The sequence below is a fragment of the Acidobacteriota bacterium genome, from assembly GCA_026393755.1.
GTDB lineage: Bacteria > Acidobacteriota > Vicinamibacteria > Vicinamibacterales > JAKQTR01 > JBAXOX01.
Map to the genome: position 1 here is coordinate 17,577 of JAPKZO010000009.1, position 23,499 is coordinate 41,075.

Here is a 23,499-nt window from a genome sequence, read left to right on the forward strand (position 1 = left end):
TGATGACGCTTCATGAACGCCTCACTGTGGTACCATTCGCACCGCCTCCATCTGGCTCGACGGGATGCCGTCACGCCATGACACGTCTGAGGAGAATCGACCTCGCACCGGCTGCACCTCTGAGGCGATTCGACGTCACATCATTTTCGGGGAGCGCTGACATGAGAAGACTGTTTCTACTGACAGCCCTCGGGATCGGTCTGGTCGCGACGGCGATCGTCGGAGCCGGGCAGGGTCCCGGCGGCGGTACGGACCGTCTGACGGCCGACCTGCTCAAAGGCTTCGAACTGCGCAGCATCGGGCCCGGCATCGCCACCGGACGCATAGCCGACATCGCGATCGACGCGAAGAACCCGTCGGTGTGGTACATCGCTTCGGCCTTCGGCGGTCTGTGGAAGACGACCAACCGGGGCGTCACGTTCAATCCGATCTTCGACGACGGCGGATCTTTTTCGCTCTGTTGCGTGGTGATCGATCCGAAGGACTCGAACACGTTATGGCTCGGGACCGGCGAGCACAACAGTCAGCGCAGCGCCCACTTCGGCGACGGCGTCTACAAGTCGATCGACGGCGGCAAGACCTGGAAGCGCATGGGGCTTGCCACGTCTGAGCACATCGGACGGATCGCCATCGATCCTCGCAATACGAGCGTGGTCTACGTGGCGTCTCAAGGCCCGCTGTGGTCGGCCGGCGGAGAGCGCGGACTCTACAAGACCATCGACGGCGGAGCCACGTGGACAGCGGTCCTGACGATCAGCCCGGACACCGGCATCACCGATGTCGTGCTCGACACCAGGAATCCGGACATCGTGATCGCGGCGGCGTATCAGCGGCGGCGGGCGGTGGGCCAGATGATCGGCGGCGGTCCGGAAGGCGGGATCTTCAAGTCGACCAACGCCGGCAAGACGTTCACCAAGCTCACCAAGGGCCTGCCAACGGGCGACATGGGGCGGGTCGGCCTCGCCATTGACGGACGAAAATCGCCGGCGACGCTGTTTGCGATTGTGGATGCGAAGCGCGACGAGGCGGGATTCTACCGGTCTGACGATCTCGGCGCGACCTGGTCGCGAATCGGTCACATGACGCCGCCAGCCGGTCGGGGCGGCGGCGGTGGCCGGGCAGCTGCCGCGGGCGGCGCGCAGGCGGCGGCCACTCCTCCGGCAGGAGCGGCCGGGGCGCAGGCAGCGGCTGCCCCAGCGGGCGCGGCCGGTGCTCGAGCCGCGGCCGGTAGAGGACGCGCAGCGGCAGGAGCGCAGGCGGCGGCCGCTCCGGCGGCCGGCCAGGCAACTCCAGCCCGCGACGACTGGTATCGCGGCGGCGGCGCACAGTACTACCACAAGCTGTTTGTCGACCCGTGGCGGCCAGATACGATCTACTCGATCAACGTGAACATGGAACGCAGCACCGACGGCGGCAAGAACTGGCTGCGGACGGGCTGGGAGAACACGGGCGTTCACGTCGACCACCACGTGCTCACCTTTGATCCCTCCGACAAACGCCACATGCTGCTCGGCAACGACGGCGGCGTCTACGAATCCTACGATGAGGGCGCAACCTGGAGGTTCTTCACGAACCTGCCGGTGACTCAGTACTACCGCGTGTCGACGGACAACTCGAGCCCGTTCTACCGCGTCTGCGGCGGCGCGCAGGACAACTGGTCGCATTGCGGGCCATCGCGGACCCTGAATCGCTGGGGCATCCGCACGAGCGACTGGTTCATCGCCGCCGGCGGCGACGGCTTCCAGAGCCGCAACGATCCGGAAGATCCCAACATCGTGTACGCCTCGTCGCAGGATGGAAACGTGAGTCGTTACGACGTGTCGACGGGTGTCTCGAAGTCGATCCGGCCGCCGCAGTCGCGCGGCTCCGGCCGGGGCGGCAGCAGCGGCGGCGACGATGCCATGGCAGGCGGCCAGCCTCCCGTGGTTCAGCCTCCTGCGGGCCAGCCTGGGGCGGCGCCGGCAGGCGGACGCGGACAGGGCGGCGGACGCGGCGGGGCCGCCGGCGGCGATCGCGCCAACTGGGACGCACCGTATATCATCAGTCCGCATTCATCGAAACGACTGTACTGGGCGAGCAACAAGCTCTATCGCAGTGACGATCGCGGCGATACCTGGACGGCCGTAAGCGGCGATCTCTCGCGCAACCTCAATCGCGACGAGATCCCGATTATGGGCAAGCTGTGGCCCGCAGACTCGGTTGCACGAAACACATCGAGCACGGCGCTCAGCAACATCGTGTCACTCGATGAGTCGCCGCTGCTCGAAGGCTTGATCTACGCAGGCACAGACGATGGGCTCGTGCAGGCGACTGAGGACGGCGGAAAGAACTGGCGCAAGATTGACCAGTTCCCTGGGGTGCCACAGTGGACCTACGTGTCCGACGTGTTCGCATCGCCACGCGACGCCAACGTCGTATTCGTCACGCTCAACAACTGGCAGCGCGGAGACTTTAAGCCATACGTGGTGAAGAGCGCCGACCGCGGGCGCACATGGACCAACATCGCTGGCGACCTGCCGGACCGTCACGACGTGTGGTCGATCATTCAGGATCACGTCAACGGCGACCTGCTGTTTGCGGGTACTGAGTTTGGCCTCTTTGTCAGCGTGGATGGCGGGCGGCACTGGACGCAGTTCAAGGCCGGGATCCCGGTCATCCAGGTGCGTGACATGACCGTGCAGCGCCGCGAGAACGACCTCGTGCTGGCGACGTTCGGTCGCGGCTTCTACATCCTCGATGATTACAGCGCCCTCAGGGACGTCAACGCGAAGACGCTCGCCGAAGACGCGCACCTGTTCCCGCTGCGGGACGCGTATTCGTTCAGCCAGACCGGGATGGCGCCCGCCGGCACCGCCGGCATCGGATCGCTGTCGGGAAACTGGACGACGCCGAATCCGCCGTTCGGCGCGGTGTTCACGTACAACGTCAGCAGGGACATGCCCGCCGACGCCAAGCTCGTGTTGACGATCACCGATGAGACGGGCAAACAGGTCCGCCGGCTCGACCTCGAGAAGACGGCCGGCTTGCGGCGCGTGGTGTGGAATCTGCGCGGGGAAGCCCCGGCGGCACCGGCGCGGCCGGGCGATGCGGAGACGACGGACGGAGACAGCCAGGTGCCTCAGGGAGTTGTCCCGATCCAGTCAGTCGGCCAGATCGGCAGCACGGGCCAGGCGGGCGGGCGTGGCCAGGCGGGTGGAACCCCTGGCGCCGCCGGACAAGCCCAGGGAGGCTTCGGCGGCGGACGCGGCGGCGGGGCGCCGCTGGCAACAACCGGACGGTATCAGGCCGTACTCGGCAAGCTGGTGGGCGACCAGGTGACGGCCATCGGCGCGCCGCAGTCGTTCCTCGTCGTCATGATTCCGCAGTAGGGCCGGTTTCAGAACCGGTTCGCGTGGCAGATCGCGGGCCTGAGGATCGAACAGCTTTCCGATCCTCAGGCCCGTCCTGTCTATCTCTGTGCCGCATTGGACACGTAGCTCAGAATGAAGCTCGAGATGCCGTCGTTCTTCACCCGCGCGAAGTTGCTCGTGCCATTCACGCAGTAGTCCGTCGCCGACGAGGTGATCCCCGCCACCGCCCATACGCCTCCGTCGGAGATCAGCAGTGGCCCGCCAGAATCGCCGGCACAGACAGAACTGGCTGTCGGCGTCGTGGCGGTCACAACGAGATAGGAGGACGTGACGTCCGACACCGTGACAAAGCCCGCGCGCAACGTGCCGATGCTCCCGGTCGCTGACTGGCCGTAGCCGGCGATCACGCCCTGCTCGCCTCGGCTCACGTCGCGGCTCAGCAGGAGCGGTGTCGGCGTCCGGCCCAACGACTGCGAGAACTTCACAACGCCGACATCGAGCGACGATGCACCGGTGCCTGAGTAGCCCGGGCTGGCATGGAACTCGGTCGAGAACACGAAAGGTCCGCTGCCCAGGTCGACCCTCACACCCGTGACGTCAGCCGCGTCTGCGTGCAGGCAGTGCGCCGCGGTCATCACCCACTGGCTGTCGATCACCGTGCCGGAACAGTAGTGGTCCAACTTCTCAGCGCCAACGAGCACCTGCAACCACAGCACACTCGAACTGGCGGCCTGAGGCACGCAGTCGGTCCCGTTGACGATCGTCTCTGGCGTGGTCAAGAACCCCGCCACCGCGCCGCAGGCGTTTCCTGTCACGGGGGGGATGGGGTTCGACGGTGAGGTGGGACTGGTGGGCGTCGTCGGCGTCGAATTGGAGCCGCCGCCGCAAGCGGGTGCCGTCATGGCCGCGACCGCGGCAATGCCAACAGCCATACGCGCCAGCGTCATCCTTGCCGACATACGCACGTGGGCCCTCCAGTCGGATCGCGAGGGCGGGGGGTCGTGCGACCGTGACCGGCGCCGACTGCCACGCTCTCCCATGAGTGTATGGCCCGCGGGGCGGCACTTCAAGCACACACGGGCACCGGCCTGACATAACCGGGCTTGACGCTCACCCTCAGACCGACGTAACGTGACGCGCTTGCCCTGATCCGGATCGACGACAACGAACGGTTGCACTATGGCCCTTTACGCGGGGATCTTCCTCATCACGCTCTCCGGTCTCATGTTCGAGATCGGGCTGACGCGCATCTTCTCGGCGACAATCTGGTATCACTTCGCCTTTATCGCGATTTCGGTCGCGCTGCTCGGCTGGGGCGTGGGAGGCTTCGCGGTTCATCTGCTCCGCCGGCGCGTGGCGCTGACGATCGAGCGCGCGGCCGGCGTCACGTTCGCCTACGGGCTCTCGATTCCCCTGTGCCTCTGGCTGATGGTGCGGGCGCCCTTCGATCCGGGCCTGTTGCCGTTCTACTTCGCGGTGTCGCTCTTTCCGTTCCTGCTGGCCGGGATGGCGCTGTCGATGGTGTTCACGATCCGGCAGAGTGAAGCCGCGCGCCTCTACTTCGCCGATCTGCTCGGCGCATCCGGCGGCGCGCTGGCGGTCACCGCCATCCTCTCGTACCTGGGCGGCGAGAACGCGATACTGGCTGTCGGGGTCGCACCGCTGATCGCGTCGTTCTGCTTCTGGCGGCGCCTGCGCGTGCCGGCTGGCGTCGCGATTGTGCTGCTGCTGGTCGCCATCGGTCTCAACGAACAGACGGGCCTGTTCAAGATCCGCAGCGCGCCGACCAAGGGCATGTATCAGCACATGGCAGCCACGCCCGGGGCGAAGGTTGCGCTGACCGGGTGGAACGCGTACTCGCGCATCGACGCAGTAACGGGCTTCGCGTCGCCCTATCTCGCGAGACTCTACATTGATTCGGACGCGTGGACGAGCATCCTGGAATGGGACGGCCGGGCCGAGAGCATCGCCCCATTGAAGGAGTGGTACCGCGCGCTGCCGTTCAAGGTCGCGCCGGACAAGCCGAAGACGCTCGTCATCGGGCCTGGAGGCGGTTCGGATGTGCTGGTTGCCATCGCGGCGGGCGCCGAGCAGGTGACTGCGGTCGAGATGAACCCGCTCATGCTCCAGTTCGTGCGGCATTTCGGCGCGAAGGCCGGCAACCTCTACGATCACCCGAAAGTCGAGACCATTCTCTCTGAAGGTCGCAATTTCATCATGCGGACCGATCGCCGGTTCGACGTGATTCTGCTCGGCTTCGTAGATTCGTGGGCGGCCGTGGCGTCGGGCGGGTTGTCACTCTCCGAAAACCACCTCTACACGGTGGAGGCGTTCAAGGCGTACTTCGATCACCTGACGCCGGAGGGCGAACTGGTGATTCTGCGCTGGGACGTTGACGTGGCGCGCCTGGTCTCGAACGCCGTCGCCTTGCTCGGGCCGACTGAGGCCGGCAAGCGCGTCGCCGTGTTCCTCGAGAAACGGGATGGCGGACCCGGCGATCCGCCGCAGATGATCTTCATCCTGAAGAAGCAGCCATTCACCGGCGCCGAGACGGCGCGGATGGATGGCTGGCAATCGGCGCGGCCGATCATCATCCCGGGCCGCCACGTCGAGGAGCCATATGCGGCGCTGTTCGACGGCCGTACGACCCTGGCACAGTACGTCGACGCCGCCGACACGCGCGTGGACCCGGTATTCGACGATCGCCCGTTCTTCTTCGCGCGACAGAAGCCGTGGGGCATCCCGGCGACGATGAGGCGTGCGTTCTTCCTGATCCTCGCACCGGTCGCACTCCTGTGCGTGGCGTTTCTCGCTCTCGGCAAGCCGGAAGGCGAACCGGCCGGTCCTTACGCGCGGTCTCTGGTCTATTTCGCGTCGCTCGGCCTCGGGTTCATCGCGGTGGAACTGGCCCTGCTTCAGCACCTCACACTGCTGCTGGGTCATCCGATCTTCACGCTGTCGATCTTGCTGTTTACGCTGCTGGCGGCCGGCGGGGTCGGCAGCATGTCGAGCGGCCGATTCTCGATTGGAAAGGTGTGCGCGGGAATTGCCCTGCTCGCCGCGGCCTACGCGTTCGCGCTGCCGCGCCTGGTGCCAACCTTGCTCTGGATGCCGCTTACTGCCCGCATCGCGATTGCCATCGTTGTGGCGGCGCCGCTTGGTTTCCTGATGGGCATGCCGTTTCCCCGCGGCCTGCAGGCGAGCGGAGTCGGACCGTTCCCGCCGCCGCCATTCTACTGGGGCCTCAACGGCATCTTCTCGGTCGTCGGTTCGATCGGCACGATGTCGGTCGCCGTCGTCTTCGGGTTCACCTGGGCGATGCTGGCGGGGGCCGCGTGCTACGCGGTGGCCGCATTCGCATCAGGCGTGTTTCGACATCCGGCCGGCCGCCCCCCGGCCAAGGAAGCCGCCCTCGCGGCGTGACGCGGGCGGATGGAGATCCCGCTTCCGCGTCGTGGCCGCGGCGCCTTCCCGCCTCCAGTTAGTCCGGAAGCGATTGCCCCCTGGTCTCTACGCCCAGCGGGAGCAGGAACAGCCCGATCAGGAACGCCACGGATGTGAGCGCCACGGGCGTCCCAATCGTGTGGAAGTAGGACACCCCCGAACCCAACAGGAACGTAATTCCTGCGCCGAACAGGAAATTAGGTCCGACCCCAATTTCTCTACAACGCGTTGATAGCGATCCAGGCGCCGAGACCGAACACGACCATCCAGCGGAGATGGCCCCGCAGGGTGAGCACCTTCATGCTGACGATGAGTTCTCGAACAAAGGCGAGCGGCGTGAGCACGGCGGCGCCCAGAAACGCTCCCTGGACCCAATAGGGCACGCGGTGCCACTCGCTGTGGCCGCGCAGCAGTTCCTGCAGCGGCGTGCCGTGCGCGAGGCCCAGGGCGAGTGCGGACGCGGCATATGCGCCGAGCGCCAGAATGATCAGCCTGAGCCATACGGCGAGGCCGCGTGGCGTGGCCATGCGCAGCGTGGCGAGCACGGTGATGACCAGCGCGGTCGATGTCAGGATGGCGGGCATTGACCGCTTGAACATGACGACGCCGACGGCGAGCCCCGCCGGTTCCTGGGTAAGCCACACGAGAATCCCCAGAAACAGGTAGAACGCCGCTGGCGTCTGAGTGACGATCCCAGGAGCCGCAAGCCGAGAGCCTTGTCGAAGGGCCCAGAGGCTCAGCACGACATAGAGCGCAATCGGCGCCGCCACCCATAGGCGAGCCGGCGACCCGCTCAGCCACGTTTCGATGCCGGCGTCGATCAGCGCGGCGTCCATCAGGAGCCTGACCAGCAGGAGTCCCCCCCATCGCCACGAGGAAGAGGGGCCGGGACGGATTACCGTCGGCATGCGTCTCTCATTACAGAATTGTAATCCGGTCACGCAGGCGCCAATTCTCTAATCCACTCGAGACGTTGTCGACAATTGGTCCCGACCCCTATAGAGGATCAGCGGCCGGACCGCGGCCATGAGGACCAGCGTCACGCCGAACGTGCACACGATGGTCGCTCCGGTCGGGAAGTCGAGAATGAGGGAGAGGTACACGCCCACCGCCGACACGACCGTCCCCATCGTCCATCCGATCGCCAGGCGCGTCCCGATGCGCTCCGAATAGAGCATGGCGGCGACTGACGGCACGATCAGGTAACAGAACACCAGGACGACACCCGCGATCGACACCGACGAGGTGACAACCAAGCCGAACGACACATAGAACAGGAAGTCCCAGAACCGGACGTTTAGCCCGGTCACTTCCGGGCGATCATGGTTCACCGAAATGGCGAGGAACTTCTTGCGGAAGACGAAATGGAAGGCCCCGACCGCAGCGTAGAGCAGGGCGGTCTGGATGACCTTCTCCCAGGACACCGCCAGAATGTTGCCGACCAGCATGTCTTTGAGGTGTTCGCTCTCAGATGGTGCCTTGCTCATGGCGAGCATCGACGCCGCCGACGCGACGGCGTAGCAGATGCCTATGACGGCCTCCTGCGGAATCCGCGACTTGTGGGTCCGGACAAGCGCGAACACCGCCGCGCCGATAAAGGTGAAGCCCAGGCTCATCCAGTAGACCAGGGACGTGTGGGCCTGCCCCGCACCGGCCTGGATCACCAGCGCAAGCGTGGCGCCGAGCGCGGCGAACTGCGCGAGAGACAGGTCCACGAAGATCACTCCACGCTCGACCACGTGGACCCCGAGATACGCGTGAATCCCCGTAAGGATCAGGCTCGCGGCGAACGGCGCCGCGAGAAAGCTCACGATCGTCCAATCCATCGTGACTCCTATTTCCCCCCAACCGCCTTGATTCCGCCCACCAGCAGCTTGATGTTGTACTCGAAGAGGCTGACGTAGTCGGTCGCCTCCTTCACTCCCCCTACCGACGGGGGCATCACCAGCACCCGCGCTCCGGTCGCTCGGCCGATGGCCTCTGGCGTCTTGAGGTCGAAATACGGCTCGACCAGCACGATCTTGACGCTCAGACGTTTCATCTCGCCCACCAGCTCGAGGGTGTGACCGGGGCTTGGGGAAATGCCAGGCCGGGGTTCCACGTAACCGATCACGTCCAGGCCGAATCGATCGGCAAAGTTCGAAAACGACCGATGGTACGTGACGATCTTGATGCCCTTGTAGGGCGCCATGTCGGCGTACCAGCGCTTCTCCCCCTCCGTCAGTCGAACATTGAAATCGGCGCGCCGCTGCTCGAAGTACGCGCTGTCGCCAGGCCGGAACTGTGAGAGCCTATCGGCGATTTCCTTCGCGATGATGCGCCCATTTTCTGGGTCCATCCAGTAGTGCGGATTGCCAAGCGGGTGCACGTCCCCCATCGCCCGCGTAATCTGACCGGTCGGGATGTCCAGGATCCTCACACGCTGCGAGGCATCCAGGTAGCCCGCAGCGCCCTCCTGCACCTTCGCGTTGCGGCTCTGTTGAATGAGGGGCGGCAACCAGCCAATCTCGAGGTCACGGCCGACCACGATCAGCAGGTCGGCCTTTTGCAGCTTGAGGATAAAGCTCGGCTTGGCTTCAACGAAGTGTGGATCCTGGTAGCCCTTGGCGATCGCCTCGACGTTTGTGCGATCACCGCCGACCTCGCGGGCCAGCGAAGCCAGATCCTCAGTGGCCGCAACGACGTTGAGCTTCGATTGCGCGATTGCCCCGGCCGGCATCATCAGCGCCGAGACAACGATGAGCGTGACAGCGTGTCTGGTCATATGCGTGTGCCCTTAGAACGGATGGGCGCCGTGCGCGCCAATCGCGAACTGGAATTGCATCAGGAATTCGTTGGCGGTCTGGGTCTGCTGCGCGTAGCGTGTCCGCCTGTACATCCCGCGAATGATGCTGAATTCGCTGGGCACGTACGTGAGCACGAGCGCCTGCCCGGTGTCGATGAGCACCGCATGGTCGGCGTGCGCCGAGCGGTCTACGCGCACGCCGGTGAACCACCGGCGGCCAAGCTGGTAGTCACCAGACACATAGTACCCGAAGGCCGACTGAGGGCCGTCGTTCTGCTCGCGCCGGCTCCACACGAACTCGCTGCGGGCGATGAACGAGCGGTAGATCGAGCGCTGCAACGGCTTCCAGCGCAGCGTCGCGTCCAGGCCGAACAGCCGGGTCGTGAACCGGCCGAGGTCAATGCCGTTCGTCACTCCTGAGTTGTTGTGGCCCGTCGCGAACGACGTTCCCAGATCGACATTGGTCGACTCGCTGAGGTCCTGGTACGCCCGCAGCCGCGCGAGGTACGCCAAGTCGCTTCGTTGGCTGGACCGGAAAACGTCGGCCGAATCGCCCCGGAACAGCTGTCCGGTTGCCTCGAGGAAGAACCAGGGGTTCGGAATGAGGCGGGCCGCCGAGATGCCAGCATCGTTGATCCCGTCTTCGCCGCCCACCAGGTTTCTCGTAACCAGAGGGCGGTCGGCCCACGGAAGCACGTGCGTATGCAGGCCGTTCACCTTGCCAAATGCCGCTCTCATCTTCCCCACCTTGAGCAGCAGCCCGCCGGGGATCGTCGGAAACGTCACAAAGCCCTCTTCGACGCTCACGCCCTCCTCGCCGAAAGACAGAAAGAAATCGGCACGCGCGTACGGATCGACGATCGCCTGCAAGGCGATTTCAGATTCGTGCAGTTCCAGCGCCTTGCCGGGATCGGGATTGCCGGTGCTGTTGCCCCCCGTCCCGAGGAAGTTCCCTATCGCCGAAATGTCGGGGTTGAACACCTTCGACGCCCCCGCGCTGCTGGCGCCGCCGGGCGCGGGTGCAGGCTGAGTCTGAATGCCGGCCTCCGCCGGGGCTTGCGGGGCCGGCGCTGGCGGGGCCGGTGCTGGCGAGGTCGCCGCTACGGCGGGCTGATCCTGCGTCACCACGGCTGATGCCGCAACCTTCGCTTCCAGCGCGGCGAGGCGATCTCCATACTGCTTCCGGATCTGCTCAAATTCCCTGCGGAGTTGTTCGATCGCTTTTCGCATAGCCTCGGGATCTGTCGTCTGCGCTCGAGCCGGCGCGATCGCAAACACGAGGGCTATCGCTGCCACCAATGCCGAAATACGCAACCAGTGACGCATAGAGACCTCCAGATGCCGAGTCCGCTCACGTGCACCAGCCTGGGGGCCGGGCAGACACCGGTGCCTCCGCGTCTTCGCGGGAGCAACTCCGAGGAACTACAGGGGCAGTCGGGATCAGGAAATAACGAGTGGAGGCGATCGGCCCGTCGTCGCGGAAGCGACGGGAGTCATCACAGCGAGCCGCGGGGTGGCTACGACCTCTCCGACGACACGGAACACCCCCGTCGTGCGAACGGTCTGGTCGCCGGTGTGATCAGCGACCTGATTCGCCGCACAGGCGGCACAGTGTCGGGGAGAGTGTTGATGACACGCAAAGTCGTGGTGCAAGGCGGGGGTGGCCATGATAACCACGAGGTACAGCGCAATGCTCCACCCCGCACATGCTCGCACGCGCCGGTCGACTTCGACTATGCCCACTGTTTCAATGATAGTAGCGGGCGCGACCAATTTCAATCCGGGGCCGCGACTCTTGTCGTTTTCCGGTCCTTCCAGCCAGAAGATTCTCCAACGCTTTCGGCTATGATGGTGCTCAAATCGGCGTCGTCCAAGGCTCGGGCGGCGCGAAACCCTGGAGTGTCGCATGAAGAAGCTGTTGACCACGCTGTTTGTCGCGGCGCTGCTGTTCCCGGCCGCGGTGTTCGCTCAGAACCCGCCGAAGGAACCCGAGAAACCAAAAGACACCAAGACTGACAAGATCGACATCACCGGCGTATGGGACACGATTATCGAAAGCCCGGAGGGGACCTTCAACGTCACCACGACGTTCAAGCAAGAGGGCGAGAAGGTGACGGGGACACAGGCCAGCCAGCAGGCGGGTGAGGTCGCCGTCGAGGGCACGCTCACCGGGGCGGACCTGAAGTACGGGATCACCATCGACTGGGGCGGCCAGGCGATGCCGATCGCGTTTACCGGCAAGGTCGACGGGGATTCGATCTCGGGCCTGTGCGACTTCGGCGGGATGGCCAGCGGCACCTGGTCGGCGAAGAAGCAGAAGAAGTAGGCGTGGCGCCGGCGGCGCACGGGGGCCGCAGCCGTCAGTGCCAGGCGACTGGCCAGCCCGGAGCAGGCTCCGGCGCGTCATCCCCGTGAAACTCGCCCAGGGTAATGGGCACGGCGACCTTCAGCATCAGCGTGAAGATCAGGAAGCCGATGGCGAACACGCCGGCCGCGACGCGCAGTTCCACGATCGACGGCGCATACTCGTAGATCTCGCCGAGTGTGTCCGGCGTCAGCCCGGGAATGATCAGCCCCATCCCCTTGTCGATGTAGCACCCGGCGTACGTCGCCAGGCACCCGATATTGAGGAGCACCCAGTTGCGGCGGGCGGCCGGAACAATGAAGAGTCCGAAGGCCAGCACATTGAGCCCGACCGCCGTCCACGCGTAGGGCACCAGCGTGGTGTGCGTGCCCAGGCCGAAGAACCAGTACCGGACGTACACCGCGTGTTCGGTGTTGGAGTAGAACTCCTTGAACGCCTCGGCGCCGTGCAGAAACAGGTTCAAGAACATCGCGTAGGCCATCAACTCGGCAATCTTCGAGATGGCCTCATCCTGAATTTCGAAACGCGTGAACCGCCGCAGCAGCTGGAGCACGATCAGCAGAATGGCGGGGCCCGAGCAGAAGGCCGACGCCAGGAACTGCGGCGCGAGGATCGAGGCGTTCCAGTACGGCCGTGCCGCCAGGCCATTGAACAGGAACGCGGTCACGGTGTGAATGCCCACGGCCATCGGGATCGACAGCAGCACGAGCGGAACGACGACTCGCGTGTTGTAGTGGCGCCCGTTGAAGGCCCGATACAGGATGTGGGTCACGACGATGAAGTTGATCGCGAAGTAGATGTTGAGCACGATCACATCCCACGCCAGGATCGACTGCGGGAAGTTGAGGCGCCCAACTGGCGGCAGCAGGTGCCAGAAGCGATCCGGCCGGCCGATGTCGACCAGCACGAAGAGCAGGCACATGGTGATGGCGCTCAACGCCAGCAGTTCTCCATAGATCACGATCTCCCGGATCGGCTTCCAGTCGTAGACATACGCCGGAATCACCAGCACGACGGCGGCCGCGGCCACGCCGACCAGAAACGTGAAGTTGCCGATGTAGAAGCCCCAACTGACCTGGTCCCGCATGGCCGTGACGCCGAGGCCCTCGGACACCTGCCGCGCATAGGCCAGGCCGCCCGACGCGATCAGGACACCCAGGAACGCCAGCCACGTCCAGTAGGCCGCGTTGCCGTGCCACACCAGGCGAAGACTGCCTTTGACGAACTGCGCGAACTGACGCACAACGGTCACGGGATCCTCACGTCGCGTAAAAGTAAAAGAACTTCGGCAGCGTGTTCAGTTCTTCCTTGAGCACCATCACGCGCTTGTGTTCGATGATGTACCGAATCTCGCTCTCCGGGTCGAGCAGGTTCCCGAACTTGCGCGCGCCCACCGGGCAGACTTCGACGCAGGCCGGGTAGCGGCCCTTCCTGGTGCGCTGGATACAGAAGGTGCACTTCTCGACGACGCCTTTTGGCCGCGGCCGGTTGCCAAGATAGTGCGTATTCACATTCAGTTGATCCTTCGGAATCGTCGGCTGCCGCCAGTTGAAATGACGCGCGCCGTACGGACAGGCTGCCATGCAGTAGCGGCACCCGATGCACCAGTCGTAGTCGATGACGACGATGCCGTCAGGATCCGTCCAGGTAGCCCCGGTCGGACACACCTTGGTGCACGGCGCCTGGCGGCACTGTTGACAGGCCACCGGCACGTAGAAATGGCCCTCCTCGGGAACTTCCTTCGGCTGGTAGTAGGGATTCGCTTCGGCGAAATCGACGCCCTTCTCCTTCTCCATCGAGAACACGCGAATCCAGTGAACCTGGGGATCCCGCGACTGATTGTTCTCGTCGACGCATGCGTACACACACCGCCGGCATCCGATGCAGCGTGAGATGTCGAGGGCGTAGGCAAACTCGACCCCAGGCATCGCCGCCGTGTCGGCCACATGAACCGCCGTGCCGTACTGCTCGGCGTACTTGCGCTCCATCTCGGCGATGAGCCCCTTCAGCCGGTCCTTCGACATCTCGTGCAGGCGCTTCGGACCGCACGCCGTCAGGACGAAACCGGCAGCTGCCGCCGCCGCCGACGTCGTGAACTGCCTGCGCGTCATCCCCGCTGGTCGCCCGTTGGCCTCCATCCGGAATTCCCCTCTCTCGAGCTCGAACTACTTCGGCGGCCGAGTCGGCCGCACGGGTGCAGGTTTCGGTGCGATCGGTTTGAACCGCGGCTGGTGCGGGTTATGGCAATTCGCGCACAGCAGGTACTTCTTGTGGCCGTTCCAGTCGCCCGTGCGCCGGCCGTGCACGCCAGCGCGCCAATCGCGAAACTTCTCACCGTGGCATTGCCCGCACAATCGGTAAGACTCTTCGAAGGGCACGAGTTCGCCACTGGCCAGATGCAGGTAGTCGCGGTCGTTCGCATCGTGACAATCCAGACACCACCGATGCTCGGCATCATGCTTGAGATCGATGTCGGTATGCATGTCGGTGAGGACCCGCCGCGTGCGGTTGACCTTCAGGTCCTTGTGGCACGCCGAACACGGGAAGATCCCGTCGGAAAACGGAGGCGGCGGCACTTCCGGGCGTTCCTCCGCCTTGGCAGCCGCCGGCCTGCCCTGCGGCGCCGCCTGCTGCGGCTGCTGGCCGACCGCGTAGAGCGCCGCGCCCGCCAGCACCACGGCCGCGGCAAACAAGACGATCCGTCTCAACATGAATGCCTCGACGCCCTACAGAGCCCGAAGTTCGACGACGCGTTGCATCTCGCGCAGCCACATGGCCTGGAACACCTGCAGCCGCTGGCCGACCACCGACGCAAGGTTATGCGTCATAACGTACCCCACAAGCGGATGCGCCGCAAAGTGCGCCAGCAGGGCGTCTCGCGAAAACGCCAGCACGTCGGTCTCGAGCTGGGCAGTCGCCTTCAATGTGAACCGGTGCGGCGGAATCAGTGCCGACCACCCGACCGTCTGTCCCGGCAGCCGCTCTTCGACGAGGATGTCTTCTTCGCGGCCCTGCACCTGCAGCGGCAGCGTCAGCGAGATCCGGCCGCGCTCGATGACGTACAAACTGGTGGCCTCGGCGCCGAGCTTGAACAATTCGCCGCCGCTCGGGATGCGGCTCCGCACGCCCAGGGCCAGTACCTCGACGGCATCAGCGTCCGCGAGGTCTTTCACGAGGTCGATGTGATTAGCGGTCATGGGAGCACCTCAAAGAAAGAAGAACGCAGCGTCTGGTCGGGGGCATGGGGGCCACGGCCAGACGCTGCGGGGGGTCTATTTGGGGACGGTTTCGAAACCGGTTCCAGTTCTTTCTAGTGAACAAGGGGCGACGTCGTCCGGCTATGAAGTGATGCCGCCGTCGGCGCGTCAAGGAACGATTCTGCCGCGGCCTGCTCGAGGCGAACGTGGCGATCGATCTGGAGCAGCAATACTTCGAGGGGCACCTGCCGGGGCCCGGCCGACGCGGCGAGCGACGCCTCGGCGATGTCCGAGAAGAAGCGGGGTTGCGCGAACGACAGATGCATGCCCGGTCGGGCGATGGGGCGCGCCACCTGAACGTCCTGCTCCTCGCGCGTAGCCGCACCAAACGCCACGCACGCCACCGCGAAACAGAAGACGCTCATCGTCAGAATCATCAGGAACATCGCCATCGGCACCCTCCTTTTCTGACGTCGGCATAATCACGATCGGTGCCAGATCGAACGCGACAGAATCCTGGGGCAATCGTGCTGATCCGGGAGCTGCGAAGGACTGGCTTCTGACAGATTGTCAGGCGCGAACTGACAGGACGTCAGGCACGATGGGCTCAGAACCCGGCGGGTGCGGGGAGCGGCGGAGTTGACAAGAGCTGCCGCAGGGGGCCTACTAGTCGATATACCTGCTCAGTTGATCGGCCGGCGCCAACGTTCGCAGTCGCGGTGCGTCGGGAAGATTCGCACGCCACGTCTGAATGTCCCGTCGGCCGGCGCGTGATCAGGATGTCCGGTTCCTTGCAGCCGTCCCTCAGGAGGGAGCGTCATGTCGCGTCAGGCCCCCTTGCGCGTGTTCGCCGCCTGTCTGCTTTCGATCTTTCTGGGAACCTCATCGCTGGCCCAGACTCCCCCACCCAAGCCGCCGGCCAGACCGCAGGCGACCGCAAAGCCTGCGGTTCCAGCAGTCAAGACTCCACCAGCCAAGGCCGCACCCGCGGCCGGACCCGTCAAAGCGACGCCAGCGCCGGAGCCACCGGCCAGCGACGTCAAGATCCATACCCGGTACACCCGCGGCGCGGAAGTGTCCGAGAACACGACCTACATTCATGGCCCGCGCCAGCGAGTGGAGTTTCCCGGGATTGTCACGCTCGACCAGTGCGACCTGAGTCGCACCGTGCTCCTGAACGGCGCGTCGAAGAAGTACCTGATCCGGCCTTACCCGGCGGAGGCGCCGGCCGCCGTCGCCCCGCCGCCATCGACGGACATGGAGGCCATGGCGGCGATGGGCATGATGGGCCGCGGCGGCCAGCCGCAGCCCAAGGGCGGCGTGATCACGTACACGGCGACGCTCACCGATACGCTCGAGCGCAAGCCCCTGTTCGGCAAGGACGCTCGCCGCATCAGGACGGTGATCGTCAAGCAGCCCAGCGCATCTGCGTGCGATAAGACGGGATTGAAGATCGAGGTGGACGGGTGGTACGTGGATCTTCCGGAATCGGCCGGTTGCACCAAGCGGTCGGCCGCGCCAGAAGTTCCCGCGGCCCCTTCCACCGACGCGTGCGTGGATCGGGTCGAATCCCGGAGCGTCGGGGACGCGAAGCTGGGGTTCCCCGTGGCGATGGTCACCACAACGACCACCGGCGACGGTGACAAGAAGGAAACGAGCAGCACGTCGATGGAGGTGACCGACCTGGCGGTCACGAGGCTTCCGGCCGCGCTCTTCGGCGTGCCGCCGGACTTCGTCGAAGCCAACAGCTCAGCGGAGTTGCTGCCCACGCTTGCCGCGGGCGGCAGCCTGACGGAGACCCTTTTCGGATCGACGGCTGATGGCACGAGCTCGGCGGCACCGAAAAGGCCCGGCATCATCAGGGTCGGGGTCCTCGAGCCGACAAACCAGACGTCGCACGCGATCGCTGCCCGGCAGCTTCGCGAACATCTCGTTGGCGAGTTCCACAAGGCGCCCTTCGAAGCACTGGCGCTGGCGGGCACGGCGGCAGGCGACTCCCAGCAGGATGCCGCGCGCTTCGGTTGCGACTACATCCTGTTTACGGAGGTCACCGACATCAGGACGTCGAAGCCGGGAAGGGTGACCGGGCTGTTGAAACGCACCGCAGGCGAGGACGCCACGCGCGACATTCACGAGGTGAAGCTCGACTACAAGCTCTACGCGGTCGGCGGAACGGCGACCACGGTGGCGACGGGCAGCTCGAAGGCCTCGAGCGGCGGCATCGGGGTCAGCACTGGGCTGAAGCTTGCCGCCGTTGCCGGGCGAATGTACTTGAGCATGTACGGCATGGGTGGGCTGGGCATGGGGATGATGAATCCCCTGATGTCGATCCCGGGGCTCAGCGGCGCGGCGGGGTCGTTCGCGGCGAGCGGGCTGTTTGATCCGCGCATGAAAGCGATGAGCTCGATGACGCAGATCGTGAGTACGGTCGGGATGAACGGCTTGGGGGCGATGGCCGGCGCTCCGGGAGGTGATGACGACAGCGAGGCGGCCCTGACGCAGACGGTCGGCGCCGCGCTCGACCGCGCGGCCAAGACCACCATGGAGCAGCTGCAATCCCGGAAGAAGTGAACCGCCCGGGTGTTGTGCCCTTCATCATGCGATTCTGGCCCCGATTCACGAGCATGTCCGTCGGCCTGGCTGTGGGGGTGACTGCGGCGGTCACTGCCGCCTGCGCCGCCGGCGCCTACGTGTATTCCCTCCATCACTTCGAATCGCTGATTGAGACGGCTCGAACCACGGCGCTGGCGGAAGGCGAACTGATCACCGCCGCCCTCGAGCATCAGATGATCGAGAACGACCGAAGCCTCATTGCCAGGATGATTGAGACGTTCGGCAAGCAGCCGCGCATCGAGAGCGTCGCGCTGCTCGACCGCTTCGGGATCCCGCGATTCACGAGTTCGCCCCTGCTGCCCACCGGCGACCTCACGTTGAAATCGCCGACGTGCCAGTCGTGTCACCAGTATCCGGCTGAGAAGCGCGGCACGAGCCGCGTCATCGAAACCCAGGGCGGCATCGTTCTTCGCACGGTCGTGCCCGTCCGCAACAAGGCGGAATGCCACCGGTGCCACGATGCGAACCTCCGAATCAACGGCATTCTGATCCTCGACATCAATGCGGGTGAAATCCGGACGGCGATGAACCGGGATCTTCGCTACATGGTCGCCGGCAGCTGCGCGCTGACGCTCCTGCTGGTCGGCGCCATCGCGATCGTCGTGCGGGTCGCGGTGCTGCGCCGCCTCCAGCGGTTCGAAACGACCGCGCGCCTGATTGCCGCGGGCGACTTGAGCCGGCGCGTGCCCGCCGGAGGAGGCTCAGACACCGTCTCGTGGCTCGCCCGCGAGTTCAACACGATGGCAGATTCGGTCACCGGCCTGGTGGGCGAAGTTCGAAGCCAGCGCGAGCGCCTGGAGACGATCATCAACAGCATCGACGACGGCATCGCGGTGCTCGACGGCAAGCGGCAGGTGATTGCCGCCAACGATGCGTTCCTGCAGCGCACCGGGCGCTCACGCGATCAGGTGCTCGGCATGTGCTGCCAGGACGTGACGGAAGGGATGTGCGACGCTGCGGACTGCCCGACCGTCGGCTGCCTGGAGTCGGGCGAGCGCCAGGTTCACATCACCGAACGGCGCGGGAGCGATGGCACGCCGGTGTGGGAGGAGGTGCACACCTCTCCCATCCGCGATGCGGCCGGCAAGGTCCTCAACGTCGTCGAAGTGTGGCGCGATATCTCCGATCGGCGGGCCGCCGAGGCGCGGCTGGCCGAGTCGCATCGCCTGGCCTCGCTCGGCGTCCTGGCCTCGGGCTTCTCGCACGAGCTCAACACGCCGCTCGGAACCGTGCTGATGTGCGTCGAGGGCATCCTCCGTGAGGCGCAGACCTCCGAGCCTGGAGGCGCCGATCTGGGGCGCATTGGCGAAAGCGCCACGATCGCGCGTGACCAGGTGCTGCGATGCCGCGGCATCACGCAGCACTTCCTGCGTTTGTCTCGCGGCCAGCCGTCCGCCGGCGACATCGTCGAAGTGCCGGCGATCATCACCGCTGTCGCGCGGCTGATTGAGCCGACCGCACGCGCGCATTCGGTCACCATCGCGGTCGAGCCGCCCGCCGAACCGCTGCGCGTGCGCGCAGACGAGGCCGAGCTGCAGCATGCGCTCATCAACCTGGTGTTGAACGCGATCCAGGCGTGCAAACAAGGCGGACGAGTCGTGCTGTCGACCGAAGGAGGGCCGCAGGTTCACCTGCGCGTCGCCGACGATGGGTGCGGGATCCAGCCGGAATTCCAGAGCCGGATCTTTGAACCGTTCTTCAGCATGCGGAAGGGGGGGACAGGCCTGGGTCTGTTCCTGTCATTGAACTTCGTCCGGCGATGGGGAGGCGATATCGTCGTGAGCAGCACTCAGGGCAAGGGCTCGACATTCGAAGTGGTACTCCCGGCGTTCGGCAGCACGGCCGGGCAGGAGTCGGCATGACGAAGGCCACACGGTCCATCCTTCTCGTCGATGATGATGTGGCGTTTCGCCACGTGATGGCGGGCGAGTTGACGCGGATGCAATTCGAGGTGTCCGACGCGGGATCGGGTGAAGAGGGCCTCAAGCGCATCATCGAACACGAACCGGACATCGTCCTGCTCGACCTGCAGATGCCGGGCATCAGCGGCCTCGATACGCTCAAGGCCATCCGCGAATCGAACCCTGGCGTCGAGGTCATCATGCTGACCGGTCACGGATCGATTGACACCGCCATCGAATCGATCCGCGCGGGGGCGTTCGATTACGTCGTGAAGCCCTGTCCGCTCGATGAACTCGAAGTCCGGATCCAGCGCGCCCTGGAGCGGCAGGCGCTTCGCCGGCGAGCCTCGATCCTCGAGCGGGGGCTGACGCCGCCCGATCTCGGCAGCTCGTTTGTGGGAAACAGCCCGGAGTTCAGTCATCTTCTTCGCTTGATCGACCGGGTCGCGCCGACAGACTCCACCGTACTGGTGACGGGCGAGACCGGATCGGGCAAGGAGATGGTGTCCAAGCTCATCCATACGCGAAGCCTGCGGCGCGGGCGGCCGTTTGTCGTCGTCGAGTGCGCGGCGCTGCAGGAGACGCTGCTCCAGAGCGAGCTGTTCGGTCATGAGCGTGGCGCGTTCACCGGCGCCGATCGCGCCAAGGCGGGCCTGTTCGAAGTGGCCAACGGGGGCACGATCTTCCTGGACGAAATCGGAGAAGTCAGTCAGACGACGCAGGTCAAGCTGTTGAGAGTGCTCGACACCTCAACATTCAGGCACGTCGGGGGCACCAGTGAGATTCGCGTTGATGTGCGCGTCCTGGCGGCCACCAATCGCGATCTGCCGGCGATGGTACGGCAGGGGCTGTTTCGAGAGGATCTGTACTACCGGCTGAGCACGATTGCGATTGAAATCCCGCCGCTGAGGAAGCGCCGTCCGGACATCGATCTGCTGGCCGACTACTTCGTCGAGCGGCTCAACGAACGATTTGGATACGAGAAGCGGCTCGGTGCCGCCGCCCGCGAAGTCTTGTGCCGCCACGACTGGCCGGGCAATGTCCGCGAACTGCTGCACGCGATCGAGGCTGCGATGATCGTCTGCGAGGGCACCGAGATCCAGCCGGAACACCTGCCGAACTCCATTCGCGGCGCCGCGGCCCCGCACACGCCGACCGGCGACGGCGCCCTGCCGACGCTGGACGTCCTCGAACGCGCCCACATCGAATCGGCGCTTCGCGCGACGGGAGGCCACCGCGGCGGCGCCGCGAAGATGCTGGGCATCAGCGAGCGCAATCTCTATCGCAAACTGCGGCAGTACGGCCTGTTGACCTGACGGTTTGTCCTGCTGTTTCTGCGCGGCATGGGCGAGCGACAATAGATTGGTCCGTCCAAACGGTCGGACGGCCAACGAACGCCAGCCGAGGAGTGGAACGTGATCGACGGGATAATCAATCATTGAAAGTACCATTTTTGCTTGTACTTATGGCCATATAGACCCGATGTCGATCCCGGCTTGACAGGCTGGTGCCATCCGCGTAACGTTTCCAGTGGACACTCGTGGCCGTCGCAGGCTACTGCCTGCGGTCAGACCGGATAGAGATGGATGCCCCGGCGCAACCGCGGCCGAATTGGCCGCGTCAGCCGCCTCGAAGTCGGTATCGTGCTGATTGAGAATCGCTATGAACCTGGAAGAACTGGCTCGGCTGTACAACTTCAGTGGTCAGACCATCGCGGTCACGGGCGGCACCGGCATCCTCGGCGGCGAGATCGCCTGCGCACTGGTCGGATGCGGTGCCAATGTTGCGATTCTCGACCGCAATACCGATCCGGCCGCCGGGTTGCTGGATCGGGTGGGCGCGGCGGCAAGCCGCACGGTGGTGATCGGCACCGACGTGCTGGACGCGGCGAGCCTGCAACGCGCCGCGGATCAGATCCTGGAGAAATTCGGCAGAATCGATGCCCTGGTCAACGGCGCCGGTGGCAATCATCCGAACTCCACAACCGGTCCCAAGTCCTCGTTCTTCCATCTGCCCCCTGATGCGCTGCGATGGGTCTTTGATCTCAACCTCCTCGGCACGATCCTCCCCTGCCAGGTGTTCGGCCAGATGATGGCCCGGCAGAAGAGCGGGACCATCCTCAATATCTCGTCGATGAACGCGTTCCGTCCGCTCACCCGCATCCCCGCGTACTCGGCGGCGAAGGCCGGCGTGAGCAACTTCACGCAGTGGCTGGCGGTGCATCTGGCGCAGGAGTACTCGCCCCTGATCCGCGTTAATGCCATCGCGCCTGGCTTCTTCCTCACGCAACAGAATCGCTTCTTGCTGACCGACGAGAAGACGGGCGACCTCACGCCGCGAGGACAGTCCATTATCAGTCACACGCCGATGGGTCGGTTCGGCGAGCCTGTAGACTTGTTCGGCACGGTGCTGTGGCTCTTGTCGCCAGCCTCGGCCTTCGTGACGGGGATCGTCGTCCCAGTCGACGGGGGCTTCTCCGCGTTCAGCGGCGTGTAGGACATACGGGCAAGTGGGATAGTCGCAGCACCGCTGACGGAGCTTCTACGGTGGAAACGGTCACACACTCGCCAGTTGGCTCCGTGCACGGGGTGATCGGTCGCGGAGCCGGCGCGGCGCACCTGGCGCCAGACGATGTCCGAGCCGTCGTGCGGGAGGCGCTGGCGTCTCTGCCGCTTGATGGCAAGCGACTGCTGGTGATCATCCCCGACGGCACGCGAACGATGCCGATGCCGCTGATCTGGGACACGCTCGAGACTGAAGCGTGGCCGCGGGTGTCGGCGCTCGATTATCTGGTTGCACTCGGCACGCACCAGCCGATGAACGACCAGCAACTTACCCGCCTCGTGGGCCGGACGGTGGTCGGCGGCCGCGCGGGCCGGAGCCGGATCTTCAACCACCGCTGGGATGATCCGGCCACGTTCGTCACGCTGGGGACCATTCCGGCATCCGAGATCGGGACGTTGACCGGCGGTCTGTTCGATCGATCGGTCGTCGTCTCACTGAACAAGCTCATCTTCGACTACGACCAGGTGCTCATCTGCGGTCCGGTATTTCCGCACGAAGTCGTCGGGTTCTCGGGCGGCAACAAGTACCTGTTTCCGGGCATCGCGGGCCCGGATCTCATCAACTTCACGCATTGGCTGGGCGCCATCATCTGCAGCTACCACGTGATCGGTGCGGGCTACACGCCGGTGCGCGCCGTCATCGACCGGGCGGCCTCGCTGGTCACTGTTCCGGTGAGTTGCCTCGCATTGGTCGTGACCCACGATGGCGTCGACGGGATCTACTTCGGCGCCCCCGAGGACGCGTGGCGCGCGGCGTCGGCGGTTTCGGCGAAGACCCACATCATCTACGTCGATCGGCCGTTTCGCCGCGTGCTGTCGATCATGCCGGAGATGTACGACGACCTCTGGACGGCGGCCAAGGGCATGTACAAGCTCGAGCCGGCCATCGCCGATGGCGGCGAGGTGGTAATCTACGCGCCGCACATCACCGAGGTGAGCTACACGCACGGCCGGATCATCGACGAAGTGGGATATCACTGCCGGGATTACTTCCTCGGCCAGTGGGAGCGATTCAAACAGTACCCGGGCGGCGTACTCGCGCACTCGACACACCTGAAGGGCCTCGGACAGTACGACGCCACGACCGGCGTCGAGACGCCCCGCATCCGGGTCACGCTCGCCACCAGCATCCCGGAAGAGCGTTGCCGGCGGATCAATCTTGGCTATCTCGATCCGGCAAGCGTTAAGACAGAGGAGTGGGTCGGCCGCGAACACGAAGGCGTGCTGGTCGTCCCGCGCGCCGGCGAGATGCTGTACCGGATGAAATCATGAGGATGCCG

18 protein-coding genes are annotated in these 23,499 nt (G+C 65.1%); 8 read left to right on the forward strand and 10 right to left on the reverse strand.

Translation table 11 applies throughout. The features are described 5' to 3' along the window. The first annotated feature begins 161 nt into the window (after positions 1-161). Positions 162-3,368 (forward strand): hypothetical protein, encoded by a 3,207-nt coding sequence (locus NTV05_04335; GenBank protein ID MCX6543626.1) that lies wholly within the window; start codon positions 162-164, stop codon positions 3,366-3,368. 80 nt (positions 3,369-3,448) lie between these two features. Here NTV05_04335 and NTV05_04340 read toward each other — a convergent pair whose 3' ends face one another. Then, positions 3,449-4,309 (reverse strand): trypsin-like serine protease, encoded by an 861-nt coding sequence (locus tag NTV05_04340; protein MCX6543627.1) that lies wholly within the window; start codon positions 4,307-4,309, stop codon positions 3,449-3,451. Positions 4,310-4,529: 220 nt separating this feature from the next. On the opposite strand from NTV05_04340, the gene NTV05_04345 reads away from it, so the two are divergent. Further along, entirely contained in the window at positions 4,530-6,773 is a 2,244-nt protein-coding gene (locus NTV05_04345; GenBank protein ID MCX6543628.1) for a hypothetical protein, read from the forward strand. A gap of 239 nt (positions 6,774-7,012) precedes the next feature. Here the strand turns inward: NTV05_04345 and NTV05_04350 are convergent, their stop codons facing one another. From NTV05_04350 to NTV05_04365, 4 genes are read right to left on the reverse strand one after another with little or no spacing between them, the layout of a single operon-like run. Then, positions 7,013-7,702, reverse strand: a complete 690-nt coding sequence (locus NTV05_04350; protein ID MCX6543629.1) for a hypothetical protein — start codon at positions 7,700-7,702, stop codon at positions 7,013-7,015. A gap of 48 nt (positions 7,703-7,750) precedes the next feature. Further along, positions 7,751-8,620 carry a metal ABC transporter permease gene (locus tag NTV05_04355; protein ID MCX6543630.1) on the reverse strand — a complete coding sequence of 290 codons (870 nt, stop codon included), beginning with the start codon at positions 8,618-8,620 and terminating at the stop codon, positions 7,751-7,753. 8 nt (positions 8,621-8,628) lie between these two features. Next, positions 8,629-9,558 (reverse strand): metal ABC transporter substrate-binding protein, encoded by a 930-nt coding sequence (locus tag NTV05_04360; GenBank protein ID MCX6543631.1) that lies wholly within the window; start codon positions 9,556-9,558, stop codon positions 8,629-8,631. 12 nt (positions 9,559-9,570) lie between these two features. Then, positions 9,571-10,905, reverse strand: coding sequence for a hypothetical protein (locus NTV05_04365; GenBank protein ID MCX6543632.1), 1,335 nt, complete (start codon positions 10,903-10,905; stop codon positions 9,571-9,573). A 580-nt stretch (positions 10,906-11,485) separates the two neighbouring features. Between NTV05_04365 and NTV05_04370 the strand changes: the two genes are divergently transcribed. Beyond that, the gene (locus tag NTV05_04370; protein MCX6543633.1) at positions 11,486-11,905 is read left to right on the forward strand and encodes a hypothetical protein; all 420 of its coding nucleotides are present in this window, start codon (positions 11,486-11,488) and stop codon (positions 11,903-11,905) included. A gap of 34 nt (positions 11,906-11,939) precedes the next feature. Here the strand turns inward: NTV05_04370 and nrfD are convergent, their stop codons facing one another. The 5 genes from nrfD to NTV05_04395 form a co-directional block, all read right to left on the reverse strand. Then, on the reverse strand, positions 11,940-13,196 hold the full coding sequence (nrfD, locus tag NTV05_04375) for a polysulfide reductase NrfD (GenBank protein MCX6543634.1): 1,257 nt from the start codon (positions 13,194-13,196) through the stop codon (positions 11,940-11,942). A 7-nt stretch (positions 13,197-13,203) separates the two neighbouring features. After that, positions 13,204-14,055 (reverse strand): 4Fe-4S dicluster domain-containing protein, encoded by an 852-nt coding sequence (locus NTV05_04380; GenBank protein MCX6543635.1) that lies wholly within the window; start codon positions 14,053-14,055, stop codon positions 13,204-13,206. A 54-nt stretch (positions 14,056-14,109) separates the two neighbouring features. Further along, positions 14,110-14,655: a hypothetical protein gene (locus tag NTV05_04385; GenBank protein ID MCX6543636.1), complete on the reverse strand. Its 546-nt coding sequence runs from the start codon at positions 14,653-14,655 to the stop codon at positions 14,110-14,112. A 15-nt stretch (positions 14,656-14,670) separates the two neighbouring features. After that, entirely contained in the window at positions 14,671-15,141 is a 471-nt protein-coding gene (locus NTV05_04390; GenBank protein MCX6543637.1) for a cyclic nucleotide-binding domain-containing protein, read from the reverse strand. Between the two features lie 113 nt (positions 15,142-15,254). Continuing rightward, on the reverse strand, positions 15,255-15,593 hold the full coding sequence (locus NTV05_04395; protein MCX6543638.1) for a hypothetical protein: 339 nt from the start codon (positions 15,591-15,593) through the stop codon (positions 15,255-15,257). Positions 15,594-15,960: 367 nt separating this feature from the next. Between NTV05_04395 and NTV05_04400 the strand changes: the two genes are divergently transcribed. The 5 genes from NTV05_04400 (at position 15,961) to NTV05_04420 (ending at position 23,491) form a co-directional block, all read left to right on the forward strand. After that, positions 15,961-17,712, forward strand: coding sequence for a hypothetical protein (locus tag NTV05_04400; GenBank protein MCX6543639.1), 1,752 nt, complete (start codon positions 15,961-15,963; stop codon positions 17,710-17,712). A 53-nt stretch (positions 17,713-17,765) separates the two neighbouring features. Then, positions 17,766-19,616, forward strand: a complete 1,851-nt coding sequence (locus NTV05_04405; protein ID MCX6543640.1) for an ATP-binding protein — start codon at positions 17,766-17,768, stop codon at positions 19,614-19,616. Beyond that, complete coding sequence (locus tag NTV05_04410) at positions 19,613-20,971, forward strand: sigma-54 dependent transcriptional regulator (protein ID MCX6543641.1); 1,359 nt, start codon at positions 19,613-19,615, stop codon at positions 20,969-20,971. The genes NTV05_04405 and NTV05_04410 overlap by 4 nt, the downstream gene beginning before the upstream one ends. Before the next feature lie 346 nt (positions 20,972-21,317). Then, entirely contained in the window at positions 21,318-22,151 is an 834-nt protein-coding gene (locus tag NTV05_04415) for an SDR family oxidoreductase (protein MCX6543642.1), read from the forward strand. Positions 22,152-22,201: 50 nt separating this feature from the next. Further along, positions 22,202-23,491, forward strand: a complete 1,290-nt coding sequence (locus NTV05_04420) for a lactate racemase domain-containing protein (GenBank protein MCX6543643.1) — start codon at positions 22,202-22,204, stop codon at positions 23,489-23,491. The last annotated feature ends 8 nt before the right edge of the window (positions 23,492-23,499 follow it).